Below are 25,060 nucleotides of genomic sequence, written 5' to 3'. Positions count from 1 at the left end.
ATGGAGGAGCGCTCAGCCGACGTGGACCGCCCACTGCATCCACAGCGGGAGCAGGAACAGGGCCGCGACCGAGCTCTTGATCACGAGGGCGGCGGACATGTCGACGCCGATGTCGTAGCGCTGGGCGAAGAGGAACAGGTTCTGCGGGGCGGGCATCGCGGCGATCAGCACCAGGTAGCGCAGCCAGTCGCCGCCGACCCCGAAGACGGCGCCGCAGACCGCCCACGCCATCAGGGGGAAGACGACGCACTTGAAGCCGACCAGAGCGATCTCCTCCCGGGTGGTGCCCCGGACGCTGAGGCCGCTGCCGCCCAGGTGCAGTCCGAGGGCGAACAGCGCCACCGGGGAGGCGCTGTCGCCGACGAACGAGAAGGCGTCCAGCGCCGCCTTCGGGACGTGCACCGAGAGCAGGTTGAGCAGGATCCCGGCGTTGCAGGCGAGGACGACGGGTGTGACGAGGGAGGCCCCGACGGCCCGCAGCAGCGTCCGCCCTCCCGGCGCCGCGGCCCGGCCGCCCGTCGGCCCGCCGAGTTCCATGACGGAGACGACGACGAGGGTCAGCACGCACACCTGGAACAGCAGGACCGGGAAGACGGGCGCCGCGTCGCCGAAGAGCGTGATGAACACCGGTACGGCGAAGTAGGCGGTGTTCACCTGCACCCCGGCCATGATCCGCAGCGCCACGCCCCGCGGGTCGCGGACACCGCGCAGGCCCGCGAGGGCAGTGACCACGAGGACCGCGAGGGCGGCCGTGGTCGCGTAGGCGAGGATGGCCCGCCAGTCGAACAGGGCGCCCAGATCGCTGCCGTAGATGTTGCCGAAGAGGTAGCAGGGGACCGCGAAGAGGAACGCGTAGTCGGCGAAGGCCCGCGAACTGTCCGCGGACACGGCCTTGCGGCGCGCGAGCAGCGCTCCGCAGCCGAAGGCCAGCACCACCGGCACGAGTCTTTCCAGCGCCGTCAGCGACCCCATGCGCGGGCGGCCTCCCCCGTGGCGGTGAGGGCGCGGTAGCCGGTGACCATCCGCCGGACCAGGTCGTTGCGCCGCGGTTCGTAGGTGTGGTCGTCGATCCGTGACACGGGCAGCACCTCGCAGGCCGTGCCGCAGACGAAGGCGCCGTCCGCCTCCCGTACGAAGTCGGGGCTCAGGTCCTCCACCGTGCAGGGGATGTTGGCGCGGCGCGCCAGCTCCAGGATCTGGGCGCGGGTGATGCCGTCGATCGTGCACCGGGTGGTCGGTGTGTGCAGGACGCCCGCGCGGGTGAAGAAGAGGTGCGCGCCGGTGGCCTCGGCGATCAGTCCGGCGTCGTCCAGCAGCAGCGCGTCGTCGTAGCCGGCGCGCAGCGCCTGGTTCTTGCTGACCGTGCCGATCATGTAGTTCCCGGCGGCCTTGCTCTTGACCGGCGCGAACTGCGGAGAGGGCCTGCGGTACTCGGCGGTCCGCAGGGCGATGCCCTGGTCCAGGGCGTCGGCCGCCGCGTAGTAGCCGGCCGGGATCTCCCAGGCGGCGACCGATGTGTGCACGGAGGTGTGCAGTGCCGCGGTCTGGATGACCTCCGAGCCGCGCCAGGCGTTCATCCTGACGTATCCGTCGCGGATGCCCGCGCGGGCGACGACGTCGAGGGTCGCCGCGTGCAGGACGTCGTCGTCGTGCTCCAGGTCGAAGTCGAGCAGCCGTGCCGAGGCGCGCAGCCGCGCGACGTGCTCGCGCAGCAGGAACGGCGCGCCGCCGTACACGCGCACGCCCTCGAACACGCTGCTGGCGTAGTGGAGTCCGTGGCTGAGCACGTGCAGGCGGGCCTGCGCCCAGGGGACGTGCGTACCGTCGAGCCAGATCTCGCCGGTGCGCCGGTCGAAGGGGATCAACGGGTCTCCTCAGAGCGCCAGGTCGAAGAGCGGGTGCTGGAGGTCGCCGACGAGGGCGACGAAGCGGCGCTCGTGCGGGGTGACGCTGCGCACCGAGACCCCGTGCAGGGCCAGCGGGTTGATCGGGTACATCACCAGGACATTGCTGTCGTAGGTGACGGTGCCGACCTCCTCGACGTACTTCGGGTCGATGTCGAAGCGGTTGTCGCCGTACTCGGACGGGCTCGTGGTGAACCGGTGGGCTCCGTCGCGGTACTTGTAGAGCTCCAGGTGGCCGCCGGTGGCGTCGTCGTCGGGCCGCTTCATGTAGAAGAGGCCGCCGAAGAGCTTGTACGGCTTGTCGACGTGCGGGCCGCGGTAGGAGGAGGGGCGTCCGGTGACCGCCGAGTTGATGACGGCGGTGCAGTCCATGAGGATGTCGTGGGTGTCGAACGTGTCGTGGTTGCGGCGGCCGACGCGCAGCGAGCGGAGCGGGCCGCACCGGTTCTCGGTGTCGGGCAGTGCGGCGATCAGGTCGTCGCGGAACAGGTCGAGGAACTCCCGGTAGAACGCGGGTGAGGCGTGGTACGTCACGAAGTCCTTCCACACCTGCGGCATGTCGTCGTCGCGCAGGATGTGCTCGGACATGTAGTTGTAGCGCTCGTTCGAGGTGATCGGCTTGCCGATGCGGGTGCCGATGTACTCGGCGGTCGGCATGGTCGTGGCGAGGGCCTCGTAGAGGGCGGGGCTCAGCGGGTCGCGCAGGACGACGTGCGGGAACGGGTCGCGGCGGATGTCGGCCTGCGTCGCCCTGCCGAGGAGTGACTCGACGGCGAGCGTGGTCGTCGGGGTGTGCGGCATCTGGGGTGCTCCTTCGGGTCAGGGGTGGAGGTTTCTGGTGGCGAACCAGGTTTCGAGGACGAGCAGCGACCACAGGACCCCGGCCGTGTGCGCGTCGGGCCGCTCGGTCTGCATCCGGAACAGTTCGCGCACGGTGTCGCGGCGGACGTAGGCCGCGCAGCGGGTGCGGGGGCCGAGCAGGGTGTCGCCCACCAGGTCGTACAGCGCCTCGCCGGGCTTGATCATCGCCGTGACGGGCAGGGTGAAGGGCTGTTTGGGCCGGTCGAGGACGCTGCGGGGGATCCAGCGGCGGGCGGCCTCGGCGACCGGTGCCTTGACGGTCTCACCGACGACCTTGTGCGCGGCCGGCACGGCGTGCGCGAGCCGCGTCACGGACGGCTGGAGGAACGGGATCCGCGCCTCGACGGCGTGGGCCATGCTGAGATGGTCGACGCGTCGCAGGATGTAGGAGGGGAAGCGCCGCTCCTGGTCGTGGCGGAGCAGGGTCTCCAGTTTCCCGTGCGGGCCGGTGCGCACCCGGCGGTCGAGGGCGTCGCCGTTGCGGTCCGCGAAGTGGCCGCCCCCGGCGCGGATTCGGTGCAGATAGTCGGGGGTGAAGAGGCGGGCCAGGGTGGCGGTGCCGGCCGCGGCCATCGTGTCCTGGTACGCGCGCTGCCAGTTGGCGCCGTCGTCGCGGGCCGCCTTCACGAAGCGGGCGTAGCCGCAGAACAGTTCGTCGGCTCCGTCGCCGGTGAGGGCGACCTTGAACCCGGCGTCGTGCACCGCTTCGAACAGGGCGAAGGTGCTCAGGCCGTGGGGGGCGTTGTTGGGCTGGTCGAGGTGGCGGACGAACCGGTCGACCAGGTCGGGGAAGTCCGCAGGGTCGAGTTCGACCTCGTGGTGGCGGGTGCCGCAGTGCGCGGCGACCTCGCGGGCGAAGTGCCGTTCGTCGCCTGGCCAGTCACCGCGGTAGGCGATGGTGAAGGAGTGCGTCTCGGGTACGGCGTCGGCGGCCAGCGCGGTGAGATAGCTGGAGTCGAGTCCGCCGCTGGTGATGACGCAGACGGGCACGTCGGCCCGGATCATCCGGCCGAGTTCGTGGCGCAGGGTGGCGTCGAGGAGTTCGGCGGCCGAGCCGTCGCGGTCGGCGGGTGCCGGCGGCTCCGGCTGCCACTGTGTGACCTGCGGCCGGGTGCCGTCGAAGCGCAGGACGCCGCCCGGCGGCAGGGTGCGGACGCCGGTGTACACGGTGTCCGGACCCCAGATGGCCCTGCCGCCGAAGTAGCGGTCGACGGTCAGCGGGTCGACCGAGCCGGGGAAGTCGGGGAAACGGGACAGGGCCCCGAGTTCGGAGGCGAAGCTGAGCCGGCGGCCGTCGACGGACAGGTGGTAGTAGAGGGACTTCATGCCGGCCGGGTCGGTGAAGAGCTTGAGGCAGGGTTCGGCCCGGCGGTCCACGACGGCGACGGCGAACATGCCCTCCAGCCGCCGTACGAAGGCGTCGCCGTACCGCTCGTACAGCGGCAGGAGTACGTCGCCGTCGCAGTCCCCGCGGAACTCGTGTCCCAGGGCGGCGAGTTCGGTGCGCAGTTCCCGGTGGTTGTAGATCTCGCCGTTGAAGACGCAGGTGAGGTCGCCGAGTTCGTAGGGCTGCCGGCCGTCGGCGACACCCTGGACGGCGAGACGGTTGTTGCCGAGTGCCCAGCCGTCGCCGGTGTGCAGGGTGGTCGCGTCGGGGCCGCCGTGGCGCTGGGCGCGGGCGACCGCGTGCAGGATTTCGGGGGCGACGGGCTCGCCGCCGAAGCAGCCGTGGATGCGGCACATGTGTGGTTCCCCCCGGGTCAGCCGGCGACGGGTGCGTGACGGCGCCCGGCCGGTGTCTGGCGGGCCGTCGGCAGATGACGGTCCAGGAACTCGGTGACGATCTCGATCTGCCGCAGGATGTCCTCCAGCTGGCAGGGCGTGGGGGTGACGCCGTGGCCCTCCAGCGCGCTGTTGCCGGTCTTGAGGTGGACGGGCGCGGCGGCGCGCACGAACTCGGGTGCCTCGTAGGTGCGGACGAAGCCGCCGGACAGACGCGGATTGTCGACGTGACAGTCCAGCGGGATCGACACGGCCGCGCGGATCGCGGCGAGCATCGGCAGCGGAAGGTCGCGCACCGGGTTGAAGCTGTTGGCGCCGAGCATCTCCAGCATCTGCGCGGAGCTGGGGTTGCCGTGTCCGCAGTGCGCGGAGACCTTCAGATGGATCCCGGCCGGCAGTTCGCCCGCGGTGCGCAGCCGGTGCAGCACCCACAGCAGGCCCTCGTCGTAGACGACGAAGCCGCGGATCCCGGCCTCGATGCCCCGTTTCACGTCCTCGACGGCACGCACGACCTGCTCCTGGCCGCGCAGCCGGTAGCCGATGCGGGCGCCCTCGGGCGTCTGGACGCCCGCTCCGATGTCGTACGGGGCCCGGGGGCCGACCGACATCAGGATCTGGGCGCCGTACTCCTCCCCCAGCTGTGCGTAGGCGCGCAGTTCGCCGGCGGTGTGCCGGTACATGCCGCGGGTCTCGGTGACGCGGTTGACGGTCAGGCCCCGTCGGCGGCTCTCCGCGAGGAGGGTCTCGGCCGCCTGCGCGGAGTTGACGGTGGGCACCTCGATCCGGAAGTGGCACCCGTCCTCGAAGGTGCGGGCGGACTCCTCGGCGGGCGTGGTGTCGCGGTCGGGCAGGCCGAGCCGGTCGAGCTGGGCGCGGGTCTGGGCGAACAGGACGTTCGGGGCGTTCATCGCGTCACCTCGATGCCGAGCTGGGCCGCCGCCCTGGCGACGATCTCCTCGGCGACCCCGATGGAGGTCGCGTGGTCGGGGTGCACGACCTGCACCTCGCCGAAGTTGCCGAGGTTGCCCCGGCAGGGTGCGAGGACCTCGGCGTCCGGGAGGTTCACGGTCAGCGCGTGCAGGGCGTCGCCGTACTCGGCAGCCCAGTCGAGGGCCGGCGGGTCGGCGGGCCTGGGCACGGGGTCGGCGGCCCCGAACCAGCGGACGGTCGCGTAGCGATCGAAGGCGATGTCGCCGGTCTCGACCTCCTCGTCGAGGTGGACGCGCACCAGGAGCTCGAACGGGTCGCCGCCGCCCGCCAGCTGGAACAGGTTCGGCAGGCAGGAGCCCATGAGGCGGGGGTTGAGTTCGATGAGCCGGGGCCGCCCGTCGTCCGCCAGCATGATCTCCACGTGGAAGATTCCGAGGCGCAGCCCCACGGCCGAGACCACGGACTCCGCGAAGGCCATGACCCGCTCGTACGTGTCGGCGTCGATGGCGGCGGGGATCGTGGTGCCGACCTCCAGCGCCTCGTGCCGGTGCCAGGTCTTGCGCTCGCTGACGGCGAGCCGCAGGAAACGTCCGTGGGACAGGCCGAGTTCGGCGGACAGGAACCGTCCGGTCAGGTACTGCTCGACGAGCACACCGTCCTGGTAGGGCGCCCGGCCGGGCCGTATGTCCTGCCACAGTTCCCGCATGCGGTCCGCGTCGGGGACGATGTGCGCTCCTTCGCTGGCCGAGCCGCTCGCCGGTTTGAGGACGACGGGATAGCCGGTCCGGGCGGCGAACGCGGAGGCCGCGGCGTGGTCGGTGACGACGGCCTGCCGGGTGTCGTCGACGCCGGCCGCGGCGAGGACCTCGCGGCAGCGGTGCTTGAGTTTGGCCGTGGCGGCGCCGTCCGCGCTGGTGAACGGGACGCCGAGCTCCTCGGCGATACGGGCGACCGGCACGACGAGGGCGTCGACGGTGGCCACGAAGGCGTCGATCGGCCGCTGCCGGTGGATGGCGTGGAGGCAGGCCCGCAGCGACGCCTCGTCGGTCGCGTCGTCGAGGACGTGCACCGTGTCGACGTCGTGCCGGTAGGGCGAGGTGGTGAAGTCGATGTGCTGGGCGCGTTCCATGCGCAGCGACCGGACGAGCGTCACCTCGTGGCCGAGCCGGCCGGCCGCCCGGAAGGCGGGCGCGTTGCCGGTCTTCCAGGTCACGAACACCACGTGTCGGGCTCCGCGCGCGGTGCGCGCACCGGAGGGGTGCGCGACGGCCGGGTGCCCACTGGCTGGGTCTGTCATCGGACCTTCCTTGTGAATCGCTGGCCTATGCGTACGTAGCCCGGGGTGTCCGTTCCGGGCGTGGGGACGAAGGAGATGGAGCCGGCGAGGATGTTCCGCTCGGACATGGAGGTGAAGCCGCCGGCGCCGGAGGACACGAGGTCGCCCTCGTCGAGGAGGTGCCAGTCGCCGTCGCGCCGGCGCTCGGAGTAGGCGTAGCGGAGGCGTTCGGGGCCGGGCAGGACGTCGAGCCGGTAGCCGTCGGAGGCGTAGACACCGACGCAGTCGGCGAGGGGTGTTGCGAAGGTGCGTCCGGTGCGGACGAGTCCCTCGCCGGTGAAGGCGCGCAGGAGGTCCTCGTAGAGCCCGAAGGCGGGATAGGCGTTGGTGAGGAGCAGGAGGAAGGACTGGTCCTCGGGGAAGATCTGGATGAAGTTGTGGTGGCCGCTGCCGTTGGAGTTGAAGCCGAAGGCGCTGGGCCCGAACATCAGCCAGCCGAGTCCCCAGGCGTGCATGAAGTGGTGGCCGGGCACGTCGATCTGCGGGGTGCGCATCTGGGTGGCGAGTTCGGCGGACAGCAGGCGCTCGCCGCTCTCGGTGACGCCGTCGCGCAGCGCGAGCAGGGCGATGCGTGCGAGTTCGGGGAGGGTGAGGCAGACCGAGAAGGATCCGGCGGCGTCGTCGGCGATGGTCTGCGGCCCGGGTTCGTGTCGTACGTAGCACCGGTCCGTCTCGTTCCACAGGTATCCGGTGGCCACGGTGCCGTAGTGGGATTCGGCCGTCCCGCTCTCCGGTACCGGTGTGATGCCGAGGGGGGTGAGCAGGAGGTCGTTGAGGGCGCGTCGCCAGGGGATGCCGAGGAGGTTCTCGACGAGACCGGCGACGATGGATGTGCCGCAGGCGGAGTACGCGAAGACGCTGCCGGGTTCGAAGAGCTGTCCGTAGGCGTGGAAGCCGGCCAGGTAGGTGTCGAGGTCCGGCAGCCGGGTGTCGTGCCAGACCTCGTAGGAGTCGTCGATCCCGCTGGTGTGGGACAGCAGATGACGGAGCGTCAGTGGCACGCTGCGGCCGTCGCGGCGGGCGCATGCGCGGGGCAGCCGTCCGTCGAGCGGTTCGTCGAGGCCAACGAGTCCCCGGTCGACGAGGCGGAGTGCGACGAAGGCGAGGAGTGCCTTGGTGACGCAGGTGACGCGCTGCCGGGAGGCGGCCGTGCGGGCCGGTCCGCTCTCGGTGTCGTCCGTGCCGTGGTAGGTGAACTGAAGTGCCCCGTCCGCGTAGACGGCCGCCGCGGCGGCGGGGATGCCGTGGCCCCGGGCGGATTCGTGCAGGGTGTGGGCGACGGCGCGCAGGCGCTCGGCGGTGCCGGTGGCGGTATGCGCCTCGGGGGCGCGTACCCGGGCCCGGCGCAGCAGTTCGGCCTGGGCCCCGAGGGTGCGGTTCTCGTGGATGTCGGCGACACGGATCACGGCCGCGCTCTCGTCGCCGAGGCGGGCGGCGAGGAGCGTGGCGAGCAGGGAGTGCCCGCCGACGGTGAAGAAGTCGAGGTCCGGGGAGAGCGCGGAGAGTCCGAGCAGATCGCCCCACACCCGGGCGACGGCGGCCTCCTCGGGGTCGCGGGCCGTGCCGCCGTCGCCCGTGGGCGCGGTGTCGCGCGCGGGGCCCCAGTCGACGGTGCGGGCGGCGAGGGCCTTGCGGTCGACCTTGCCGTTGGGCAGCCGGGGCAGCCGGTCCTCGACCACGATCTTCGCGGGCTGCATGTAGTGCGGCAGCTTCCGGCGGAGCAGGGCGGACATGTCGTCGACGGTGACGGGGTCGCCCTCCAGGCCGGCGTAGCAGACGAGGAGGGTGTCGTCGCCGCGCCGGACCGCGAGGGCGGCCACGTCGCGCAGGCCGACGGCCTGGCGCAGTACGGCTTCGATCTCGCCGAGTTCGATGCGGAAGCCGCGCACCTTGACCTGGGTGTCCGCGCGGCCCATGAAGCGCAGTTCACCGGTCTCGGTCCAGCGGACCAGGTCGCCGGTGCGGTACAGGGTGCGGACGGGCGCTCCGGCCAGGTGGGCGGGGGTGGGCACGAAGGCCGCCGCGGTGCGTTCCGGGTCGTCCAGGTACCCGGAGGACAACCCGGCTCCGCCCAGGTGGAGTTCGCCGATGGCGCCACGGGGAACGAGGCCGCCTTCCGGGTCGAGCACGTACGCGACGGTGTTGGGCAGCGGCACACCGATGGTGGGCTGTTCGCGGACCGGGCCGGTGAAGGACTTCCACGTCGAGTACGTGGTGTCCTCGGAGGGCCCGTACAGGTTGAGCAGCCGTCGCACGGAGGTGTTCTCGAAGGCGGCGGCGACGAGTTCCCTGGGGAGTGGTTCGCCCGCGACGTTGAGGACGGTGGTGCACGATGGGACGGCGGCCCGCTGGAGGAGCACGTTGAGGGCGCTGGGCACGGTGTTGACGAGGGTGGGCCGCAGGGTGTCGTCCTCGGTCAGCGCGAGCACGTTGTCGGCGACCACGACACGGCCGCCCATGGTGAGCGGGCACCACAGTTCGAACACCGACAGGTCGAAGTTGAGCGAGGTCGCGAAGAGCACGCGGTCGACGTCCTGCCGTGTGTACGTGTCCCACGCCCAGGCCAGCAGGGCCATCACGTTGCGGTGGCTGATGACCACGCCCTTGGGCCGGCCGGTCGATCCGGAGGTGTGGATCAGATGGGTCGCGGCAGCGGCGCTCACGGCGACGTCCGGGGGGTCGGGACGCTCGCCCCGGGACTTCTCCCACAGCTCGTCCCACGGCAGGACGGTGGCGACGACCGCGCCGATCCGCTCCCCTGCCGCGGGGTCGTCGCTGACCACGGCCGCCATCCCGGCGGTGCCGGCGATGGCGGCGAGCCGGTCCGCGGGATACGCGGGGTCGAGCGGCACGTACGCGCAGCCCGCCTTGTGCAGGGCCAGCAGCAGACACACGGTGTGGTGGGAGCGGGCGGTCGAGACGCCGACGCGTGCGCCGGGGGCGAGACCGTGGGCGAGCAGGGCGCGGGCGATCCGGTTGGCCGTGGTGTCGAGTTCGCGGTACGTGAGGACGGTGCCGCGCCATTCGACGGCGGGCGCGTCGGGGGTGCGGGCGGCCTGCGCCTCGACGTGGGTGTGCAGAGGGCTGTCGTCCGGGTAGGGGCGGGCGGTGGCGTTGACCTCGTCCAGCAGGAAGCGGGTCTCCCGCTCGGACAGGCGCAGTGCGTGGACGGGTGTACGGGGGCGGCGGACGCCGTCCAGCAGCAGGGCCTCGTGGTTGGCGGCCATGCGCGCCACGACCTCGGGCGTGAAGAGTGCGGTGTCGTAGTGCAGGGTGCGGCGGCCGTCCGTGCCGAGTTCGAGCAGCAGGTCGAACTCGCCTTCGGGCAGGCGGTGCTGTCGGCTGTCACCCGTGTCGTCCGCCGTGCCGTCGAGGATGCCGGCGCGCAGCCCGCCGCCGAGGTGCGTGGCCGGGCGCCCCGCTGCGGGCGCGGGTGCCCCCTCGTCGCCGGGTTCGGCGGTGCCGTGCGCCGTCCGGGCCGTCGGGGGTGCCGCGTGGCACTGCTTCGCGAGCGACGCCGCCAGGTCCGCCAGGCCGGTGTCCGCCCCGGCCCTCGACCGCAGCGCCGTGACGCGGCCGGGTGCCCCCGCCAGGCCGAGTGCGAGGTCGCCCTGCCCGCTGTAGCGGTGCAGCAGGGCCGCGAACGCCGCCAGGGGCAGTGCGGCGGCGCCCTTGCCGGCGTCCGAGGGCGTACGGGCGTCCGAGGACCAGGAGTGCGCGGCTCGGGGGGCGCCGGTGCCCCGGTCGCCGTCGGCGACGGGCAGCCGGAGGGCGGGCGGTGCGGCGCCGGCGGCGGACTCCGGCCGCCGAGCCGGGCGCCCGGTTGCGGCGCGCATGTCATCCACGGGCTGAACTCCTCGTCTTCTTGCGGGACTTGTGGGGCGTTGCCGACTTCCCGGGAGCGGCCGGCACGCATGCCGCAGGACGCCGGGGCCGCGTATCGCACCGCCCCTGCGCTCGCGCGTACCGCCTCCGGGGCAGGGCACGGCGCGCACCCGGCACGGGATCACGTACCGGCATGGGGCGGGCGGCGGCCGGCTCGACCGGTCGCCCGAGGGAAGGGACTTCAGTGAAGGGGGGCCTGGCGTGGTGTGCCGCACGGCCCGGGGCTCCGGGCACCCGGCGGGGCGTACGACGGGGGGGCGTTCACACCATGGCCGGGGCGGAGCGCTCCTTGCTGCGCCGCCGGGCCAGCGCCACCACTGCCGGCATGACGGAGCCGAGCGCGGCGAAGCCGGCCGCCATCACCACCCAGCCCACCGTGCCGTGCTCGACGGCGAGCCAGGTCAGCAGGGCGGGCGCGGCCATCCTGCCGATGTCGGCGCCCATCGCGTAGGTGCCCTGGTACTGGCCCTGGGCGTCGTCCGGGGCGAGCCCGAAGGAGATGCCCCAGCTGCCCGCCGACTGCCTGACCTCGCCGAGGACGTGGACCAGCGCGCCGAGGACCAGCAGGGCCGAGGCGAGCAGTGCGGGTGCGCCCTCGGTCAGCGCGAAGACCAGGCAGGCGGCGCCCAGGCACCAGGACCCGGCGCGCGAGGCACGTGCGGCGCCCGCCGGGTCGTCGGTGCCGCGGGCGGCTCTGACCTGGAGCAGCACCACGGAGACCGTGTTGGTGAGCAGGATGACCGCGATCATCCAGCGCGGCGCGTGGGTGTGGTGCAGGACCCAGAGCGGGAGGACGACGTCCAGGAGGAGGTTGTGCATGGAGAGCAGCCCGTCGAGGACGACGAACGCCAGGTAGGGGCGGTCCCGCAGGACGACGAGCGTGGGTCCCGGCCGCGCGGGCTGCGGCGGCACGGCCGGCAGGAGCAGGGTGAGCAGGCCGGTGCCGAGATAGGTGAGGGCGTTGAGGACGACCGCTCCGCGGTACGCCGCCGGGGTGCCGACGGCGAGCAGGGCGCCCGCGATTCCCGCGCCGACGGAGACGCTGACGTTGGCGGCGGCGCGTAGTTGGGCGCGCAGGGTGACCCGCTCCGCGGCCGGCACCAGTCCGGCGACCATGGCCATGCGGGCGCTCCGGCTGGCGCTGTAGGCCACCGCCTGCACGGACATCACGGTCACGTAGGCGCCGAACCCGTCGACGAACAGGAGGGCGGCGGTCAGCGGCCCGAGGGCCAGGAAGGACCAGATCTGCACGGCACGCGGCCCGACCCGGTCGGCGAGATGCCCGGTGGGGGTGCTCAGCGCCAGGGCCACCGCGGCGGCGGCCCCGGCACCGAGCCCGAACTGGCCCGGGGACAGCCCGAGTACGGCTGTCGCGTAGACGGCGTTCAGCGCCATCCACAGACCCTGGCCCATGGTGTGCACCAGGGTGATTCCGGTGAGGGTGCGGGCGGGGCCGCGCGGCGGGAGGATCCGGCCCGTCACGGTCGCACCGTCCCGTGCCGTCCACGCCACGTCAGGATCTCCGACATCACCGCGCACCTCTCGTTCAGCGCCATTGCCAACGATGGGTCCCGGAACGGGTTCCCTGTGGGGCACGCCAATTCCGTACGCATTGAATTCTACACACGTTGACTTCGACGGCAAACCCTCGCGCCGCAACGAACCCTGACGGCTCGTCGGCAACTGCGCGGCATCAGAACAGCTTGCTCCCCTTCAGCCTCGCCTTGACCGCCTCGCGGCCGTTCTCCATGACCAGCCGGCGGACGACGGGGTCGGCATCCGTGGCCGCCCAGCGCAGCATCTTCAGCAGGGTCTTGGGCCGCGGGTTCAGGAAGCGCACCTCGCGCTCGGCGTACCCGAAGTGCTTGGGCACGAAGTCGGCGGCCAGCAGCCGCTCGTACAGGAGGTCGGCGGCGTCCTCGGCGGTCACGGAGCCGGCCTCCACGGCCTCGCACTGCTTCACCATCGTCTCGTACAGCTCGGCGAAGCCGTCGTGGTCGGGCCAGTACAGACCGGGGTACGGAACGTCCTCCAGATCCACGAAGTGCCGGTCCCGCCCGTCCTTGCGGAACTTGGTGAGCGCGCTCTGCATCCGGTACACGCCCGCGTTGGCACCCCACGCCCAGATCCTGAAGACCGCGCTCCACAGGTCGTAGTCGCACCAGGAGATGAAGGCCGAGTTCACGAGCGAGTCGTTGTAGTCGAACAGCGACTGCTGGAGCCGGTCGACCGGGGCGAACCGCTCGCCGGAGAGGTCGTCGTCCTGGACGGCCTGCAGCAGCCGCCAGGCCAGCACGTTCAGGGCCTCGGTCGTGTTGGACAGACCGCGCGAGAAGAGCGGGTCGAGGAAACCGGCGGCGTGCGAGAGCAGGAACCAGCGGTCGCCCGCGGTCTGCTTCGAGGAGTACTGCAGGCGCCCCGTGGAGGTCCATTCCCGCACCGCCTTCATGCCCTCGAACTGCCGGACGATGTCCGGGAAGGGCGCGGCGAGCCGGGCGAAGTCCTCCTCGGGACTCACCCCGTCGGGCTTGGGGAAGCGCCGCGGGTCGACGGTCATGCCGACGCTGCACAGCGGGTTCTTGGACCACTTGTTGTTGTTGAAACCGATCACCCAGGCCCAGCCGCGGTCGAACATGTGGTGCACGGTGCCCTCGTACCAGGGCACCGGCGGCCGCTGGCCGTCCGGGAGGTGGTCGAAGAGCCGGTCGGTGGGGGTCAGATCGACGACGTGGTTCCAGATCGAGCGGGAGTGGTGCTGGAACCGGCAGGGGTCCTCGCGCAGCCCGAACTTGTCGGCGACCGGGGAGCGGAAGCCGCTCGCGTCCACCAGGTAGCGCGCCCGGTACTCGCCGTCGCGCCCGGCCAGCGTGACGCCCGAGCCGTCGAAGTCGATGTCGGTGACGAAGAAGTTCTGGCGCGCCTTGCACCCGTACTTGACCGCCACCTGGAAGAGGTAGGAGTCGGTGTCCTGGCGGAACAAGTGGGCCGCCTCGTGCAGCAGTTGGGGCGGGGTGTTGAACTCGTTGACCTCGCGCGGGTTCTGCGGCGCGCCTTCGTGGTGCAGCAGGAACCCGAAGTGCCGTTTGACGCCGAAACGCGGCCCGATCGTGCGGGTGGTGTCGGTGAACGAGGCGAGCGCGGCGATCTCCGGCACGTCGTAGCGCTCCGCGAGGGTGCGCAGCGACACCAGGGTGAACGGGATCGTCGACTCGCCGATGGCGAACCGGGGGTGCGAACCGGCGTCCAGCAGAAGGACCTTGGTCCCGTGCCGGGCCAGGATCGCGCCGAGGAGGGAGCCGGCGACGCCCGATCCGAGGATCGCCACGTCGTACGTCTCCCTCTCCAGCTCAGATGTGCCCGTTGCGTTCACGTACGGTCTCCTTGTCGTCGGGTGGGACAGGACAGCGGCCGGTCCGCGTCGACGGCGCGGCTCCGGCCCGGTCCGCCGGAGCGGCCCGGGAGGTGCCTTCCGGTCGTGACCCGGAAGGCACCCGCCGGGTCACCCGGGACGGCGCACGCCGCGCAGCCGCTCCCGGATCAGCCCTCCCATGGCGCCCTTGAGCAGCGCGCCGACCTCGTCGGGCGCATCGGTGCGCACCCAGCGGGCGGCACGCGCGATACGCGCCGGGGTGTTGTGGAAGAACCGGTCGGCCGGGTCCGCCAGGCCGAGGGACGGCGGGAGGTAGTCGGCCCGCCCGATGGCGTCGAAGATCCCGTCCGCCGCCGCCTTCGGCGTGCGTGTGCCGGCCTCGACCTCCTCGCACAGGGTGCGGGTCAAGGAACCGAGGGAGTTGTAGTGCGCGCTGCCGGGAAGCGGGGATCCGGGGTGCCGGGTCTGCTCCAGGTCGCGGAAGACGGCGTCGTCGCCGCTCCTGCCGTACGCGGCGCCGGCGTTCTCCACGGCGAGCGCGCCGAGCACGGTACTCACCGTCCAGGTCCGGACGACGGCGTTGAAGAGCTCGAAGTCGCGGAAGGAGACGAACGACGCGTACACCAGGTCGTCGTGCGCGTCGAACAGGGCCTGCTGGAGGTCCTCGACGTACTGGAACCGCCCGGTGGACCAGTCGCCCTCGCGCGCCGCGTCGATCAGGCGACGGCCCAGGGCGTTGACGACCTCCAGACTGTGGGCGAGACCGCGCGAGTAGAGGGGGTCGACGAAACCCGCGGTGTGGGACGCCAGGCAGTAGCGGTCGCCGACGACGCGCTTCGAGGAGTACTGCAGCCGGCCCGTCGCGGTCCACGGCCGGGCGGGCTCGGCGTGCCGGAACTGCTCGGCCAGGTCGGGGAACCGGGCCACCAGCCGGTCGAACTCCTCCTGGGGCGCGAGGCCGCGGGCCGGGTGCCTGCGGGCGTCGAGGGTGAGCCCGACGCTGCACACGCTGTTCGTGGACCGGGGCTGGTTGTCGAAGGGGATCACCCACAGCCAGCCTCCGTCGAAGACGTGATGCAGGGTGCCCTGGTGCCAGGGGCTCGGCTGGTCGTGCAGCCGCCCGGCGACGGTCGCGTCGTACGGGGTCACGCCCGTCATGTGGGTGAAGAGCGTGCGGGAGTGATGACGCGCCCGGGCCGGCTCCTCCCGCAACCCCAGTTCCTGCGTCACGGGTCCGCGCCGGCCTCCCGCGTCGACCACGTACTCCGCGGTGAACTCCTCGCCGGCCGCGGTGCGCAGGCTCACTCCTGTGTCCGGGTCGATCCGCAGCCCTTCGACGCGTGCGCCGGGGCCGGTGCGCACGTCCGCGCCGCGACGCCGCGCGACGCCCAGCAGATGGGCGTCGACGTCCTCGCGGAAGAGATGCGGCACGGGCGGTACGACGGAGGGGTTCACCACCTGGTAGATCTCGCCGGGATGCTGACGCAGGTGCGGGCGGTGGTGGACGAACCCCATGTTGCGCAGCACCCCGCAGCGGGACGAGACCTCGCGCCGTACGCCTTCGAGGCTGGTGAGGTGTTCGATCTCGGGCACGCCGTAGCGCCGGGCGACCACGCGGGCGAGTGCCGCCGTGTACGGGACCATCGACTCCCCCACCGCGAAGCGCGGGGACTCCCCGCCCTCGACGAGGAGCGTCCGCACCCCGTTGCGCGCCAGGACCGCGGCGAGCAGGGACCCCGCGAAGCCGCCGCCGATCACGGCGACCTCGTACCTCGTGCGCGCACTGTCCTTGCCGGTCACGTTCACGTGCCTCACCGCCGCTCGGCGTGCAGGAATTCTCGGTGGAAAGAATTCTACAGGGAATGACTTATTCGTAAAGGGCGCACCGGACCGGGCCGTTCATCAGGAGCGAGCGGAGCGTGGACGAGGTGTGGCGAACGGCACACAAAAGGGCGACGGTTCACGCCCGAGCGGGAACGGTCGAGCACGGGGTGGCGGCGAACAGCGGGGCACCGCCCGGCGGGCACACCCCCACCGACCGCCGGCGAACCCCTACGACAGCACTCCCACGGCACCTCATGAAGGCGACCCGGAACACGCATCGGCGCAGCACAGAGGGCTATACATCGAGTGTATACACCGCATGTATAGTCGCGACATGCCTTCGCTGACCAGGAAGATGAAAAGACCGGGGATCAGGTTCCGTACGGCCGCGGCGATCTCCGCCGCCGTTGCGCTGGCCCTTCCACTGACGGGGTGCACGACCGTGCACACCACCGCGCCGAGCACCGCCCGCGCGGGAGCCGCGACCGACGTGCAGGCACGCTTCGGAACCGTCGACTGCCGCGAGGCCAAGTGCATCGCGCTGACCTTCGACGCCGGACCGAGCGAGCACTCGGCCCGGCTGCTCGACATCCTCAAGGAGAAGCAGGTCCCGGCGACCTTCTTCCTGCTCGGCAAGCGGCACATCGAGAAGTACCCCGAGCTGGTCAAACGCATGGCCGACGAGGGCCACGAGGTGGCCAGCCACACCTGGGACCACAAGATCCTGACGCGCATCTCGTCGGAGCAGATACGCGAGGAGCTGGAGCGGCCCAACGATGCGATAGAGCGGCTCACCGGCCGCAAGCCGACGCTGATGCGTCCGCCGCAGGGACGGACGAACGACACGGTGCACCGGATCAGCCGCGAACTCGGGCTCGCCGAGGTCCTGTGGAGCGTGACCGCCAAGGACTACCAGACGAACGACTCGGCGCTGATAGAGAAGCGCGTCCTCCAGCAGTCGTCCCGGGACGGGATCATCCTGCTGCACGACCTCTACCCGGGCACCGTGCCCGCGGTGCCCGGGATCATCGACGCGCTCAAGAAGCGGGGGTACGTCTTCGTGACGGTGCCGCAGCTACTGGCCCCGGGGAGGGCCGAGCCCGGCACCGTGTACCGGCCCTGAGGGACGTGTACGGGCCGATGAGTTCGTCCGCGCCGACGGGTTCGCACACGCGGCTGAGCGCGTACGCGCCGACGAACTCGCGAGCGCAAGTGAGCACGTACGAGCGCTGCCGAACGCGTGCGGGCTCCGGCGGGTGCCCGCACACCCGCCCGCCCCCCGGCCGGCAGTCAGCCGAGGCGCACCGGCAGCACCCGGTGGCCGTGGCCGATGAACGACTCGGCGGGGCGAGCGGGTCCCGCCGACTCGTCGAACCGCAGGTCCGGGAAACGCGCGAAGAGCGCCGGGAGTGCGATCGACGCCTCCAGGCGGGCGAGCGGGGCGCCGACGCAGTAGTGCACGCCATGGCCGAAGGCGAGGTGCTCCTTGCCGGCGCGCGTGACGTCGAAGCGGCCCGCGGTCTCGCCGTGCAGCAGCGGGTCGCGCCCGGCCGCCGCGTACGTCGCCAGGATCGCGTCGCCGCGCGGGATCAGCGCGCCGTCGGGGAGCTCGATGTCCTCGACGGCGTACCGGAGCGGGAGGTTGGCGATCGACGGGGCCCAGCGCAGGGTCTCCTCGACGACCTCGCTCCAGGAGATCTCCGCGGCGAGGACGCGGGCGAGCTGGTCCGGGTGGGAGAGCAGCGCGTGCACCGCGTTGCCGATCAGGTTCACGGTCGTCTCGTGACCCGCGCCGATGACGAGGAGCAGTGTGTCGATGAGTTCGGTCTCGCTGAGCTGCGAGCCCTCCTCGTCGCGGGCGGCGATCAGGGCGGTCGTCATGTCGTCGCCGGGCCGTTCGCGCTTCGACGCGACCAGTCCGGCGAGCAGTTCATGGACTTCCCGATAGGTGGCCATGGCCTGTTCGGAGGTGATCGTGGTGTCCATGTTGGCCTCGATGAGGCGTGCGGTGTCGGCCCGCCGGTCCTCGGGCAGACCGAACAGCTCGCAGATCACCTCCATCGGCAGCGGGTGCGCGTACGCGGAGCGGAGGTCGGCCCGCCCGTCGGGGACCTCGCCCATGCGGTCGAGGAGCCGGGCGGCGATCTCCTCGACGCGGGGCCTCAGCGCGTCCGTGCGCCGCTTGGTGAACGCGGGCGAGACGAGCCTGCGCAGCCTGCGGTGATCGGCGCCGTACGCCGTGAACATGTTGGTCACGCCGACCCAGAGACTGACCCACGTCTCGCGGTACCGGCCGTCGATCCACTCCGGCCAGTGCTGCTCGGGATCCTTCGACACCCGCTCGTCGGCCAGGAGTTGTTTGAGGACCGCGTGCCGGGTGGGGGCCCAGGCCCGTATCCCGCCGGGGAGTTCGACGAGGGCGACGGGGCCGCGCTCGCGCAGCCGGTCCGCCTCCGTGTGGAGATCGGCGCCTGCGGGATCGATGACGTAGGGCTGTTCCGGCACGGGGGCTCCTGTCTCGGGGTGGGGGTCACCAGTCGAGGTGCGGTGTCTCGGACGAGCGTCGGCGGGGCCGGGGGAAGCGGGCAGGTCGTGTGGGGCGTCAGGTCGAGTGACACACGGACCTGGTGCGGTCGGTACGTCAACTGAGCAAGGATAAACGGGAGTTGCCGGATCCGAGGGGGCTCACCCCGTCGGGCGGGACGGCCGTTCGGCGGACGTGGCAGGGCGGAGCGGACCGTGGGCGTCCCACTCCCGGCCGCCACCGGGCGGCCTGAGCTGCCAGTGCGGCCCGACGTGGTCGACGATCCGGCCGATCCTCTCCGTCGCCTCGTCGAAGACGAGGTCGCCGGTGTGGGGCGTGTACTCGCTCATGTGCGTCCCCGTCGGATGACGTCGAGGAGCCGCGGCGCGATGTCCGGCGCACCCGGCCCAGGGCGATCGGCTCGGCGGCGACGAGGCCGCGCCCGCCCCCGTGAAGGCGACTCGGTCGCCGTCGCCGCCGATGCTCTCCGAAGAGTCTCCACCGCCGCCGTGACATCCGTGGTGTCCGGCTCTTGCCGTTCCGTGACGAGGAACTCAGCGTCCCGGCGGCCCGGTTGAGAGTTCGGGCCGCGGGACCCTCAGAACACGACGGTCCACCCCTCGCGCCCCGCCTGCCGAGCCGTGTACGAGACGCCGTGCACCTTCAGGCCCTGGGCGTCCAGGAGGGTGATCTGGCCGCCGCTGTTGCCCAGTTGGGCCCCGTCCGACATGGGGACCAGGAGCGTCGCGCCGGCGGCGAGCGGCCCGGCGGGCAGCGGGCAGGTGTGGCCGAGGCGGTCGGCGATGCGCCAGCCGGCGAGGTCCACCGGTGCGGGTGAGGCGTTGAGCAGCGTGACGTTCTCCGCCTCGGGGGCCGGGCCCCGGGGATTGACGAGGGCCGCCACGATGCGCACCGGCCGGTCGTCGGCCTCCGGGCGGGAGTCGTCGGGCGGGACGACGGCGTGCCCCGTGACGTCGTCCGTGTGCCAGGACTGGCTCTGGAAGGCGAGGAAGACGCCGACCCAGCGCGACTGGGCCGGGAAGTGGATCAGCAGTCCGCCGTCCTGCCAGACACCGTCGTCGTCCTGGAAGCGGGCGCTGTTGCCCTGGTTCATATGGATGTCGTGGACACCGTTCCCGGGCAGGAAACCGAAGATCTTGTCCTTGACGGCCGGCTCGGGACCGAAGCGTTCGCCGAAGAGGTACACCCGGGCTGCCGGGTCGCCCACCGCGCGCCTGACGTAGTGGTCGAGCAGGTCCGCCAGGTCGTTGTCGGGGCCCTGCGCGTCGGGCGGCAGCGGGCGCATCCGCGCCGGGTCGAAGAGGTTGCCGCGGACGAAGTCGAGATTCGGGCCGCCGGGGCCGGACGGCAGCGCGTTCCAGCCGGACGGCAGGCCTTCCAGCCGTGCGGTGACCGGGTGGTGCAGGTCGTCGTCGACGAGGTAGAGCAGCTCGGAGGGCCGCTCCTGCGACTTCACGTTGACGGCGGCACGGTAGTGGACGCCTTGATCGTCGGTCAGATGGATCTGGTAGTGCGGGGTGTCGACGGAACCCTCCCGGCGGGTGTCGACCGCCCGTGTGATCAGTACGCCGTACGCCTTCAGCGGCATGGTGACCAACTCCCCCTGGGGACGGCGGCACTGCGCGTCCCCTTGAGGGAATGGTACGGGCGACGGCGCCCCATTTCGGGTGGTTGCGCAAGGATTCATCTCCCGTTCGGGGCCTACGATCACACCGTGGTTCTCTTCGTGTTCGAACGCTCGGCCCCGCACTCCGTCGAGGAGAGCTGGCGCCGTCTGACCGACTGGCCGCGACACGCGGCCGTCGTGCCGCTGACCCGCGTCACCGTGCGCACGCCGCCGCCGACCCGGGTGGGCACGGTGTTCGTGGCACGGTCGGGCATGGGGCCCTTGGCGTTCGACGATCCGATGGAGGTCGTCACCTGGCAGCCTCCCGCGCAGGGGCGGCCGGGACGGTGCCGGCTCGTGAAGCTCGGGACCTTCGTGACGGGATGGGCGGAGATCGAGGTGCATCCGGCCTCCCGGGAGCAGCCGGGGGCGCCCGGCCCGGTGCGGGCACCGGACCACCCCGCCGCCGGCTCCCGGGTGGTGTGGCGGGAGGACCTGAGCGTGCGATGGCTGCCCGGGGCGGCCGACCGCCCGCTGCACCGGACGGCTCGCTGGATGTTCGGGCGGGCGGTCGACGGACTGCTGCGGACCGATTGAGGCGCCCGCGCCTCTGGGAACGGACTGACCGGACGGGAGGACCGGACGGGAGGACCGGACAAGCGGACCGGACAAGCGGACCGGACGACCTGAGCCGCTCAAGCCCTGAGCCTGAGCCGCTCAAGCCCTGAGCCTGAGCCGCTCAAGCCCTGGGCGTGAGCCGTTCAGGCCATGGGCGTGAGCCGTTCAGGCCGTGGGCGGGCAGGACCAGGGGTTCACGCCGAAGGCTCAGCTCCGCGGCAGGACCGGCGGGTTGGCGAACCGCACCAGTTCCAGGGCCTGTTCGGGGAACCAGTCGCCCGCCTTGGGGTCGACCGTCCCGCGCTCCGGATCCTCAGGTCCCGGCGTACCGCGCAGGCACAGCCCGTCCGACTCGCCCGGCGTCTTGATCCACAGCCGGGCGTCCTGCAACGGGTCGCCCGTGCGCAGGGTGGGCCGGGCGCCCAGACCGCGGTCCGGCGGATTGCACCAGTCCTGCGGGTCCGGATAGGTGCCGGCCGGTGGTGTCCAGGGACCCTGCCCGTTGCGGCTGGAGTCGGTGACGAAGTGCGTCATCCGGGACGGGGGCGTGTGCACGTTCGCGTCGAGCCAGGACTGCGCGTCCGCCCGCGGCCACCACTGGTTGGGGCAGGCGGCGACGTCGCCGCCCGCGCCCACGTAGGCGATGCACGAGGAGATCAGCTTGCCGTACCAGGAGTTGGCGTCGTCGGTGTTGTAGTTCGAGGCGTTGGTGTAGAAGCCGGACGCGTGCTCGACACCGCCCTTGATCAGACGCGGCACGATGGAGTCGACGGTGTGCCAGCCGGGATGTCCGGTGTCGAGGTAGACGCGGGTTCCGCGCAGCGGCTCCAGACGGTCCACCGCGTAGTTGACCTCCAGGTACCGCGCGGCGGTCTTCGTGCCCTGCGCGTCGTCCTGGCCGCAGTCCGACGGCAGCAGCGCGAGGGCGTCGGGTTCCAGGGTGACCATCGCGTCGCGGCTGCCGATCCCCCGCGCCACGGCGTCGATCCACTCCTTGTACTCGGCGGTGTCGGCGGCCCCGCCCGCGGAGTAGTTGGAGCAGTCGCGGCCGGGGATGTTGTAGAGCGCGAGCACGGGGACGGCGTCGTCCTCGTCGGCGTCCCGGACGACCTGGCGGACCATGCGCTCCACCTGGGCGGGCGTCTGGTCGCCGAACCAGACGGCCTGGGGCGTGTCGACCATGGCCAGAATGCCCGCCGCGTCCAGGAACCTGCCCTCGCGGGCGAGTTCGTAGGCCTGCCGGTACGCCTGCGGGTTGGCGTCGGGTACGTACAGGGAGGGGCCGCGGCCGGCCGGCCCGGCGGAGTCGGCGGCCTGCGCGGCCGGGGCGGCGAACAGGGCCGTCAGCCCGAGCGAGAGGGCGGCGAGCCAGGTGGGCGCACGTCTCATAGGGGTTCACTCCTGATGCGCAACGGTCACGAGGGACTTGCGGGAGCGCTCCCATGAGCGTCATCGAAGGCCATGCTCGCGTCAATACGCCTGCACGAGAAAGGCCCGTCGCGCGGGGCGACGGGCCTGAGCGGGACAGGGCTCCGGTCACCGGCGGGCTGCCGCTCCGCCGGGCGATGGCCTGCCGCGACGGCGGGTCAGGCCACCGACCCGATCCGCTCCGCGGGCACCGACCCCGCGTCGTGGTGGATCGGAGTGTGCGCGCCGGTCAGCGAGATGCCGCTGCCGCCACGCCGGTCGGCGACGATCTCCGAGGCGATGGACAGGGCCGTCTCCTCGGGCGTGCGGGCGCCGAGATCCAGACCGATCGGCGACCTCAGCCGCGCCAGCTCCGGTTCGGTGACGCCGACTTCGCGCAGCCGGTCGTTGCGCTCCAGATGGGTGCGGCGCGACCCCATCGCGCCGACGTACGCCACCGGCAGCCGCAGGGCGAGCCGGAGCAGCGGTACGTCGAACTTGGCGTCGTGGGTCAGCACGCACAGCACCGTCCTGGAGTCGGTCTCGGTGCCCTCCAGGTACCTGTGGGGCCATTCGACGACGATCTCGTCCGCATCGGGGAAGCGGGTGGCCGTCGCGAAGACCGGGCGGGCGTCGCACACCGTCACCCGGTAGCCCAGGAACTTGCCGATGCGGACGAGGGCCGAGGCGAAGTCGATCGCCCCGAAGACGATCATGCGGGGCGGCGGCACCGAGGACTCGACGAGCACGGTGAGCGGCGCTCCGCAGCGGGAGCCCTCCGCCCCGATCTCCACGGTGCCGGTGCGCCCCGCGTCCAGGAGGGCGGCGGCCTCCCCCACCACGGTGCGGTCGAGTTCGGGGTGGGCTCCGAAGCCGCCCTCGTGGGAGCCGTCGGGGCGTACGAGGAGGGCGCGGCCCAGCAGTTCCGCGGGCCCGGAGACGACGCGTGCCAGCGCTGCCGCCCGCCCGCCCGCGGCGGCGGCCAGCGCGTCCGCCAGCACCGGCCGGGCGGCGTCGCCGGCGCGGACCGGGGTGACCAGGATGTCGATGATGCCGCCGCAGGTCAGGCCGACCGCGAAGGCCTCGTCGTCGCTGTAGCCGAAGCGTTCGAGGACGGTCTCGCCGTCCTCCAGGGCCTGTCGGCACAGTTCGTAGACCGCGCCCTCCACGCAACCGCCGGAGACCGAGCCGATCGCCGTGCCGTCGGAGTCGACCGCGAGTGCGGCGCCCGGCCGGCGGGGCGCGCTGCCGCCGACGGCCACGACGGTGGCGACGGCGAAATCGCGTCCCTGCTCGACCCACCGGTGCAGCTCTTCGGCGATGTCCAGCATCTCTCGGTCTCCTTGTCAGCGGTTGCGTGGTGGGTGGCCGGGCGTCAGTGGACGCCCATCCAGCTTTCGATCGGGTTGAGGGCGAAGTAGACGAAGAAGATCACCGTCAGACCCCACATGAACGCCCCGATCTCCCGGGCCTTGCCCTGGGCGACCTTGATGGCGACGTACGAGATGACGCCGGCCGCGACTCCCGCGGTGATCGAGTACGTGAAGGGCATGATCACGACGGTCAGGAAGACCGGGATCGCGGTGGCGCGGTCGGCCCAGTCCACGTGGCGGGCGTTCATCATCATCATGGCGCCGATGACGACCAGGGCCGCCGCGGCGACCTCGCCGGGGACGATCGCCGTGAGCGGGGTGAAGAACAGGCAGGCCGCGAAGAACAGGCCGGTGACGACGGAGGAGAGGCCCGTGCGGGCGCCCTCGCCGACGCCGGTCGCCGATTCGACGAAGACGGTCTGGCCGGAGGCGCCGGCGACACCGCCGACCGCGCCGCCCGCGCCGTCGATGAACAGGGCCTTGGACAGGCCCGGCATCCGGCCCTGCGCGTCGGCGAGCTTGGCCTCGGTGCCGACGCCGATGATGGTGGCCATCGCGTCGAAGAACCCGGCGAGCACGAGGGTGAAGACGATCATGCCGACCGTCATCGCGCCCACTTCGCCCCAGCCGCCGAACTCGACCTTGCCGAAGAGCGAGAAGTCCGGCATCGAGACGGCGCTGCCGTGCAGTTCGGGGGCGCCGCTGGCCCACTGCTCGGGGTCGATGACACCGGCCGCGTTGAGGACCACGGCGACCACGGTGCCGCCGACGATGCCGATCAGGATCGCGCCGGGGATGCCGCGCGCCTGGAGCATGAAGATCGCGAGCAGGGTCGCCGCGAAGAGCAGGACCGGCCAGCCGGCGAGTTCACCGGTCGGGCCGAGGGTCACCGGGGTCGACTTGCCCTGGTGCACGAAGCCGGCCTTCACCAGGCCGATGAGGGCGATGAAGAGGCCGATGCCCATGGTGATCGCGTGCTTCAGCGCCAACGGGATCGCATTCATGATCATCTCGCGCAGGCCGGTGACGACCAGGAGCATGATCACGGCACCGTACATCACACACATGCCCATGGCCTGCGGCCAGGTCATCTGCGGGGCGACCTGCGAGGAGAGCACTCCGGAGACGGAGAGTCCGGCGGCGAGGGCGAGCGGCACCTTGCCGACGAACCCCATCAGGAGCGTGGTGAAGGCCGCCGCGAACGCGGTCGCGGTGATCAGGGCCTTCTGGCCGAGCGTGTCCCCCGCCGCGTCCTTGCCGGACAGGATGAGGGGGTTGAGCAACAGGATGTACGCCATCGCCATGAAGGTGGTGACGCCGCCGCGCACCTCGCGCGCGATCGAGCTCTCCCGCTGGGATATGTGGAAGTACCGGTCGAGCCAGGACCGTCCGGCCGGGACGCGGCTACCCGCGCCCGCGTCCTCCGCGACGGTCTTCGGCTCCAGAGACTGCTGGGTCATGTGGGCCTACTCCCAAGGTTCAAAGGGGCACCCGAGACAGCCGCCCTGACGGCTGATCAACCGCTCGTGCGGCTGTGGGATTTGGGAAGGTGCTTCGGCCGCACGACCCGGGGGACGGCCCGAGACGAACGATCAGGATCTGCTGCTGGTACTGACGAT

At 72.0% G+C, this 25,060-nt stretch carries 18 protein-coding genes; 2 read left to right on the top strand and 16 right to left on the bottom strand.

The annotated features are described in order from the left end of the window. Nucleotides 1–12 precede the first annotated feature (12 nt). From ACZ4IF_RS21705 to ACZ4IF_RS21660, 10 genes are all read right to left on the bottom strand, one after another. Nucleotides 13–972, bottom strand: a complete 960-nt coding sequence (locus ACZ4IF_RS21705) for an AEC family transporter (protein WP_467565086.1) — start codon at nucleotides 970–972, stop codon at nucleotides 13–15. After that, nucleotides 960–1,865, bottom strand: a complete 906-nt coding sequence (locus ACZ4IF_RS21700) for an aminotransferase class IV (protein WP_467565084.1) — start codon at nucleotides 1,863–1,865, stop codon at nucleotides 960–962. Before ACZ4IF_RS21700 ends, ACZ4IF_RS21705 begins: the two co-directional genes overlap by 13 nt. A gap of 9 nt (nucleotides 1,866–1,874) precedes the next feature. After that, a complete protein-coding gene (locus tag ACZ4IF_RS21695; RefSeq protein WP_467565083.1) occupies nucleotides 1,875–2,705 on the bottom strand; it encodes a hypothetical protein in 831 nt (276 codons plus the stop codon). Between the two features lie 18 nt (nucleotides 2,706–2,723). Continuing rightward, a complete protein-coding gene (gene asnB, locus ACZ4IF_RS21690) occupies nucleotides 2,724–4,508 on the bottom strand; it encodes an asparagine synthase (glutamine-hydrolyzing) (RefSeq protein WP_467565081.1) in 1,785 nt (594 codons plus the stop codon). A gap of 17 nt (nucleotides 4,509–4,525) precedes the next feature. Further along, a complete protein-coding gene (locus ACZ4IF_RS21685; protein ID WP_467565079.1) occupies nucleotides 4,526–5,455 on the bottom strand; it encodes a peptidase in 930 nt (309 codons plus the stop codon). Further along, complete coding sequence (locus ACZ4IF_RS21680) at nucleotides 5,452–6,774, bottom strand: ATP-grasp domain-containing protein (RefSeq protein WP_467565077.1); 1,323 nt, start codon at nucleotides 6,772–6,774, stop codon at nucleotides 5,452–5,454. Before ACZ4IF_RS21680 ends, ACZ4IF_RS21685 begins: the two co-directional genes overlap by 4 nt. Then, nucleotides 6,771–10,649, bottom strand: a complete 3,879-nt coding sequence (locus ACZ4IF_RS21675) for a non-ribosomal peptide synthetase (RefSeq protein ID WP_467565333.1) — start codon at nucleotides 10,647–10,649, stop codon at nucleotides 6,771–6,773. The genes ACZ4IF_RS21680 and ACZ4IF_RS21675 overlap by 4 nt, the downstream gene beginning before the upstream one ends. 310 nt (nucleotides 10,650–10,959) lie before the next feature. Further along, nucleotides 10,960–12,180 carry an MFS transporter gene (locus ACZ4IF_RS21670; RefSeq protein WP_467565075.1) on the bottom strand — a complete coding sequence of 407 codons (1,221 nt, stop codon included), beginning with the start codon at nucleotides 12,178–12,180 and terminating at the stop codon, nucleotides 10,960–10,962. 211 nt (nucleotides 12,181–12,391) lie between these two features. Further along, entirely contained in the window at nucleotides 12,392–14,068 is a 1,677-nt protein-coding gene (locus tag ACZ4IF_RS21665) for an NAD(P)/FAD-dependent oxidoreductase (RefSeq protein ID WP_467565073.1), read from the bottom strand. 129 nt (nucleotides 14,069–14,197) lie between these two features. After that, complete coding sequence (locus ACZ4IF_RS21660) at nucleotides 14,198–15,874, bottom strand: NAD(P)/FAD-dependent oxidoreductase (protein ID WP_467565071.1); 1,677 nt, start codon at nucleotides 15,872–15,874, stop codon at nucleotides 14,198–14,200. Between the two features lie 373 nt (nucleotides 15,875–16,247). On the opposite strand from ACZ4IF_RS21660, the gene ACZ4IF_RS21655 reads away from it, so the two are divergent. Further along, nucleotides 16,248–17,015: a polysaccharide deacetylase family protein gene (locus ACZ4IF_RS21655; protein WP_467565331.1), complete on the top strand. Its 768-nt coding sequence runs from the start codon at nucleotides 16,248–16,250 to the stop codon at nucleotides 17,013–17,015. A gap of 167 nt (nucleotides 17,016–17,182) precedes the next feature. On the opposite strand, the gene ACZ4IF_RS21650 is transcribed toward ACZ4IF_RS21655, so the two are convergent. The 3 genes from ACZ4IF_RS21650 to ACZ4IF_RS21640 all read right to left on the bottom strand — a co-directional run bounded on the left by ACZ4IF_RS21650 (nucleotide 17,183) and on the right by ACZ4IF_RS21640 (nucleotide 20,025). Then, nucleotides 17,183–18,397 (bottom strand): cytochrome P450 family protein, encoded by a 1,215-nt coding sequence (locus tag ACZ4IF_RS21650; RefSeq protein ID WP_467565069.1) that lies wholly within the window; start codon nucleotides 18,395–18,397, stop codon nucleotides 17,183–17,185. Between the two features lie 180 nt (nucleotides 18,398–18,577). Then, entirely contained in the window at nucleotides 18,578–18,766 is a 189-nt protein-coding gene (locus ACZ4IF_RS21645) for a hypothetical protein (protein ID WP_467565067.1), read from the bottom strand. Between the two features lie 248 nt (nucleotides 18,767–19,014). Then, the gene (locus ACZ4IF_RS21640; RefSeq protein WP_467565065.1) at nucleotides 19,015–20,025 is read right to left on the bottom strand and encodes a DUF2278 family protein; all 1,011 of its coding nucleotides are present in this window, start codon (nucleotides 20,023–20,025) and stop codon (nucleotides 19,015–19,017) included. Between the two features lie 126 nt (nucleotides 20,026–20,151). Here ACZ4IF_RS21640 and ACZ4IF_RS21635 point away from each other — a divergent pair, with 126 nt between their 5' ends. Continuing rightward, nucleotides 20,152–20,640: an SRPBCC family protein gene (locus ACZ4IF_RS21635; RefSeq protein WP_467565064.1), complete on the top strand. Its 489-nt coding sequence runs from the start codon at nucleotides 20,152–20,154 to the stop codon at nucleotides 20,638–20,640. Between the two features lie 228 nt (nucleotides 20,641–20,868). Here ACZ4IF_RS21635 and ACZ4IF_RS21630 read toward each other — a convergent pair whose 3' ends face one another. The 3 genes from ACZ4IF_RS21630 to ACZ4IF_RS21620 all read right to left on the bottom strand — a co-directional run bounded on the left by ACZ4IF_RS21630 (nucleotide 20,869) and on the right by ACZ4IF_RS21620 (nucleotide 24,901). Further along, nucleotides 20,869–22,050 carry a glycoside hydrolase family 6 protein gene (locus ACZ4IF_RS21630; protein ID WP_467565062.1) on the bottom strand — a complete coding sequence of 394 codons (1,182 nt, stop codon included), beginning with the start codon at nucleotides 22,048–22,050 and terminating at the stop codon, nucleotides 20,869–20,871. A 197-nt stretch (nucleotides 22,051–22,247) separates the two neighbouring features. Then, nucleotides 22,248–23,399, bottom strand: a complete 1,152-nt coding sequence (locus tag ACZ4IF_RS21625) for an XdhC family protein (RefSeq protein WP_467565060.1) — start codon at nucleotides 23,397–23,399, stop codon at nucleotides 22,248–22,250. A 44-nt stretch (nucleotides 23,400–23,443) separates the two neighbouring features. Continuing rightward, on the bottom strand, nucleotides 23,444–24,901 hold the full coding sequence (locus ACZ4IF_RS21620; protein WP_467565058.1) for an NCS2 family permease: 1,458 nt from the start codon (nucleotides 24,899–24,901) through the stop codon (nucleotides 23,444–23,446). Nucleotides 24,902–25,060: the final 159 nt, after the last annotated feature.

The sequence above is a fragment of the Streptomyces sp. NPDC025784 genome (assembly GCF_055558435.1).
Note: the sequence above shows the minus strand (reverse complement) of the source record. Positions and strands in the feature narration are given on the sequence as shown.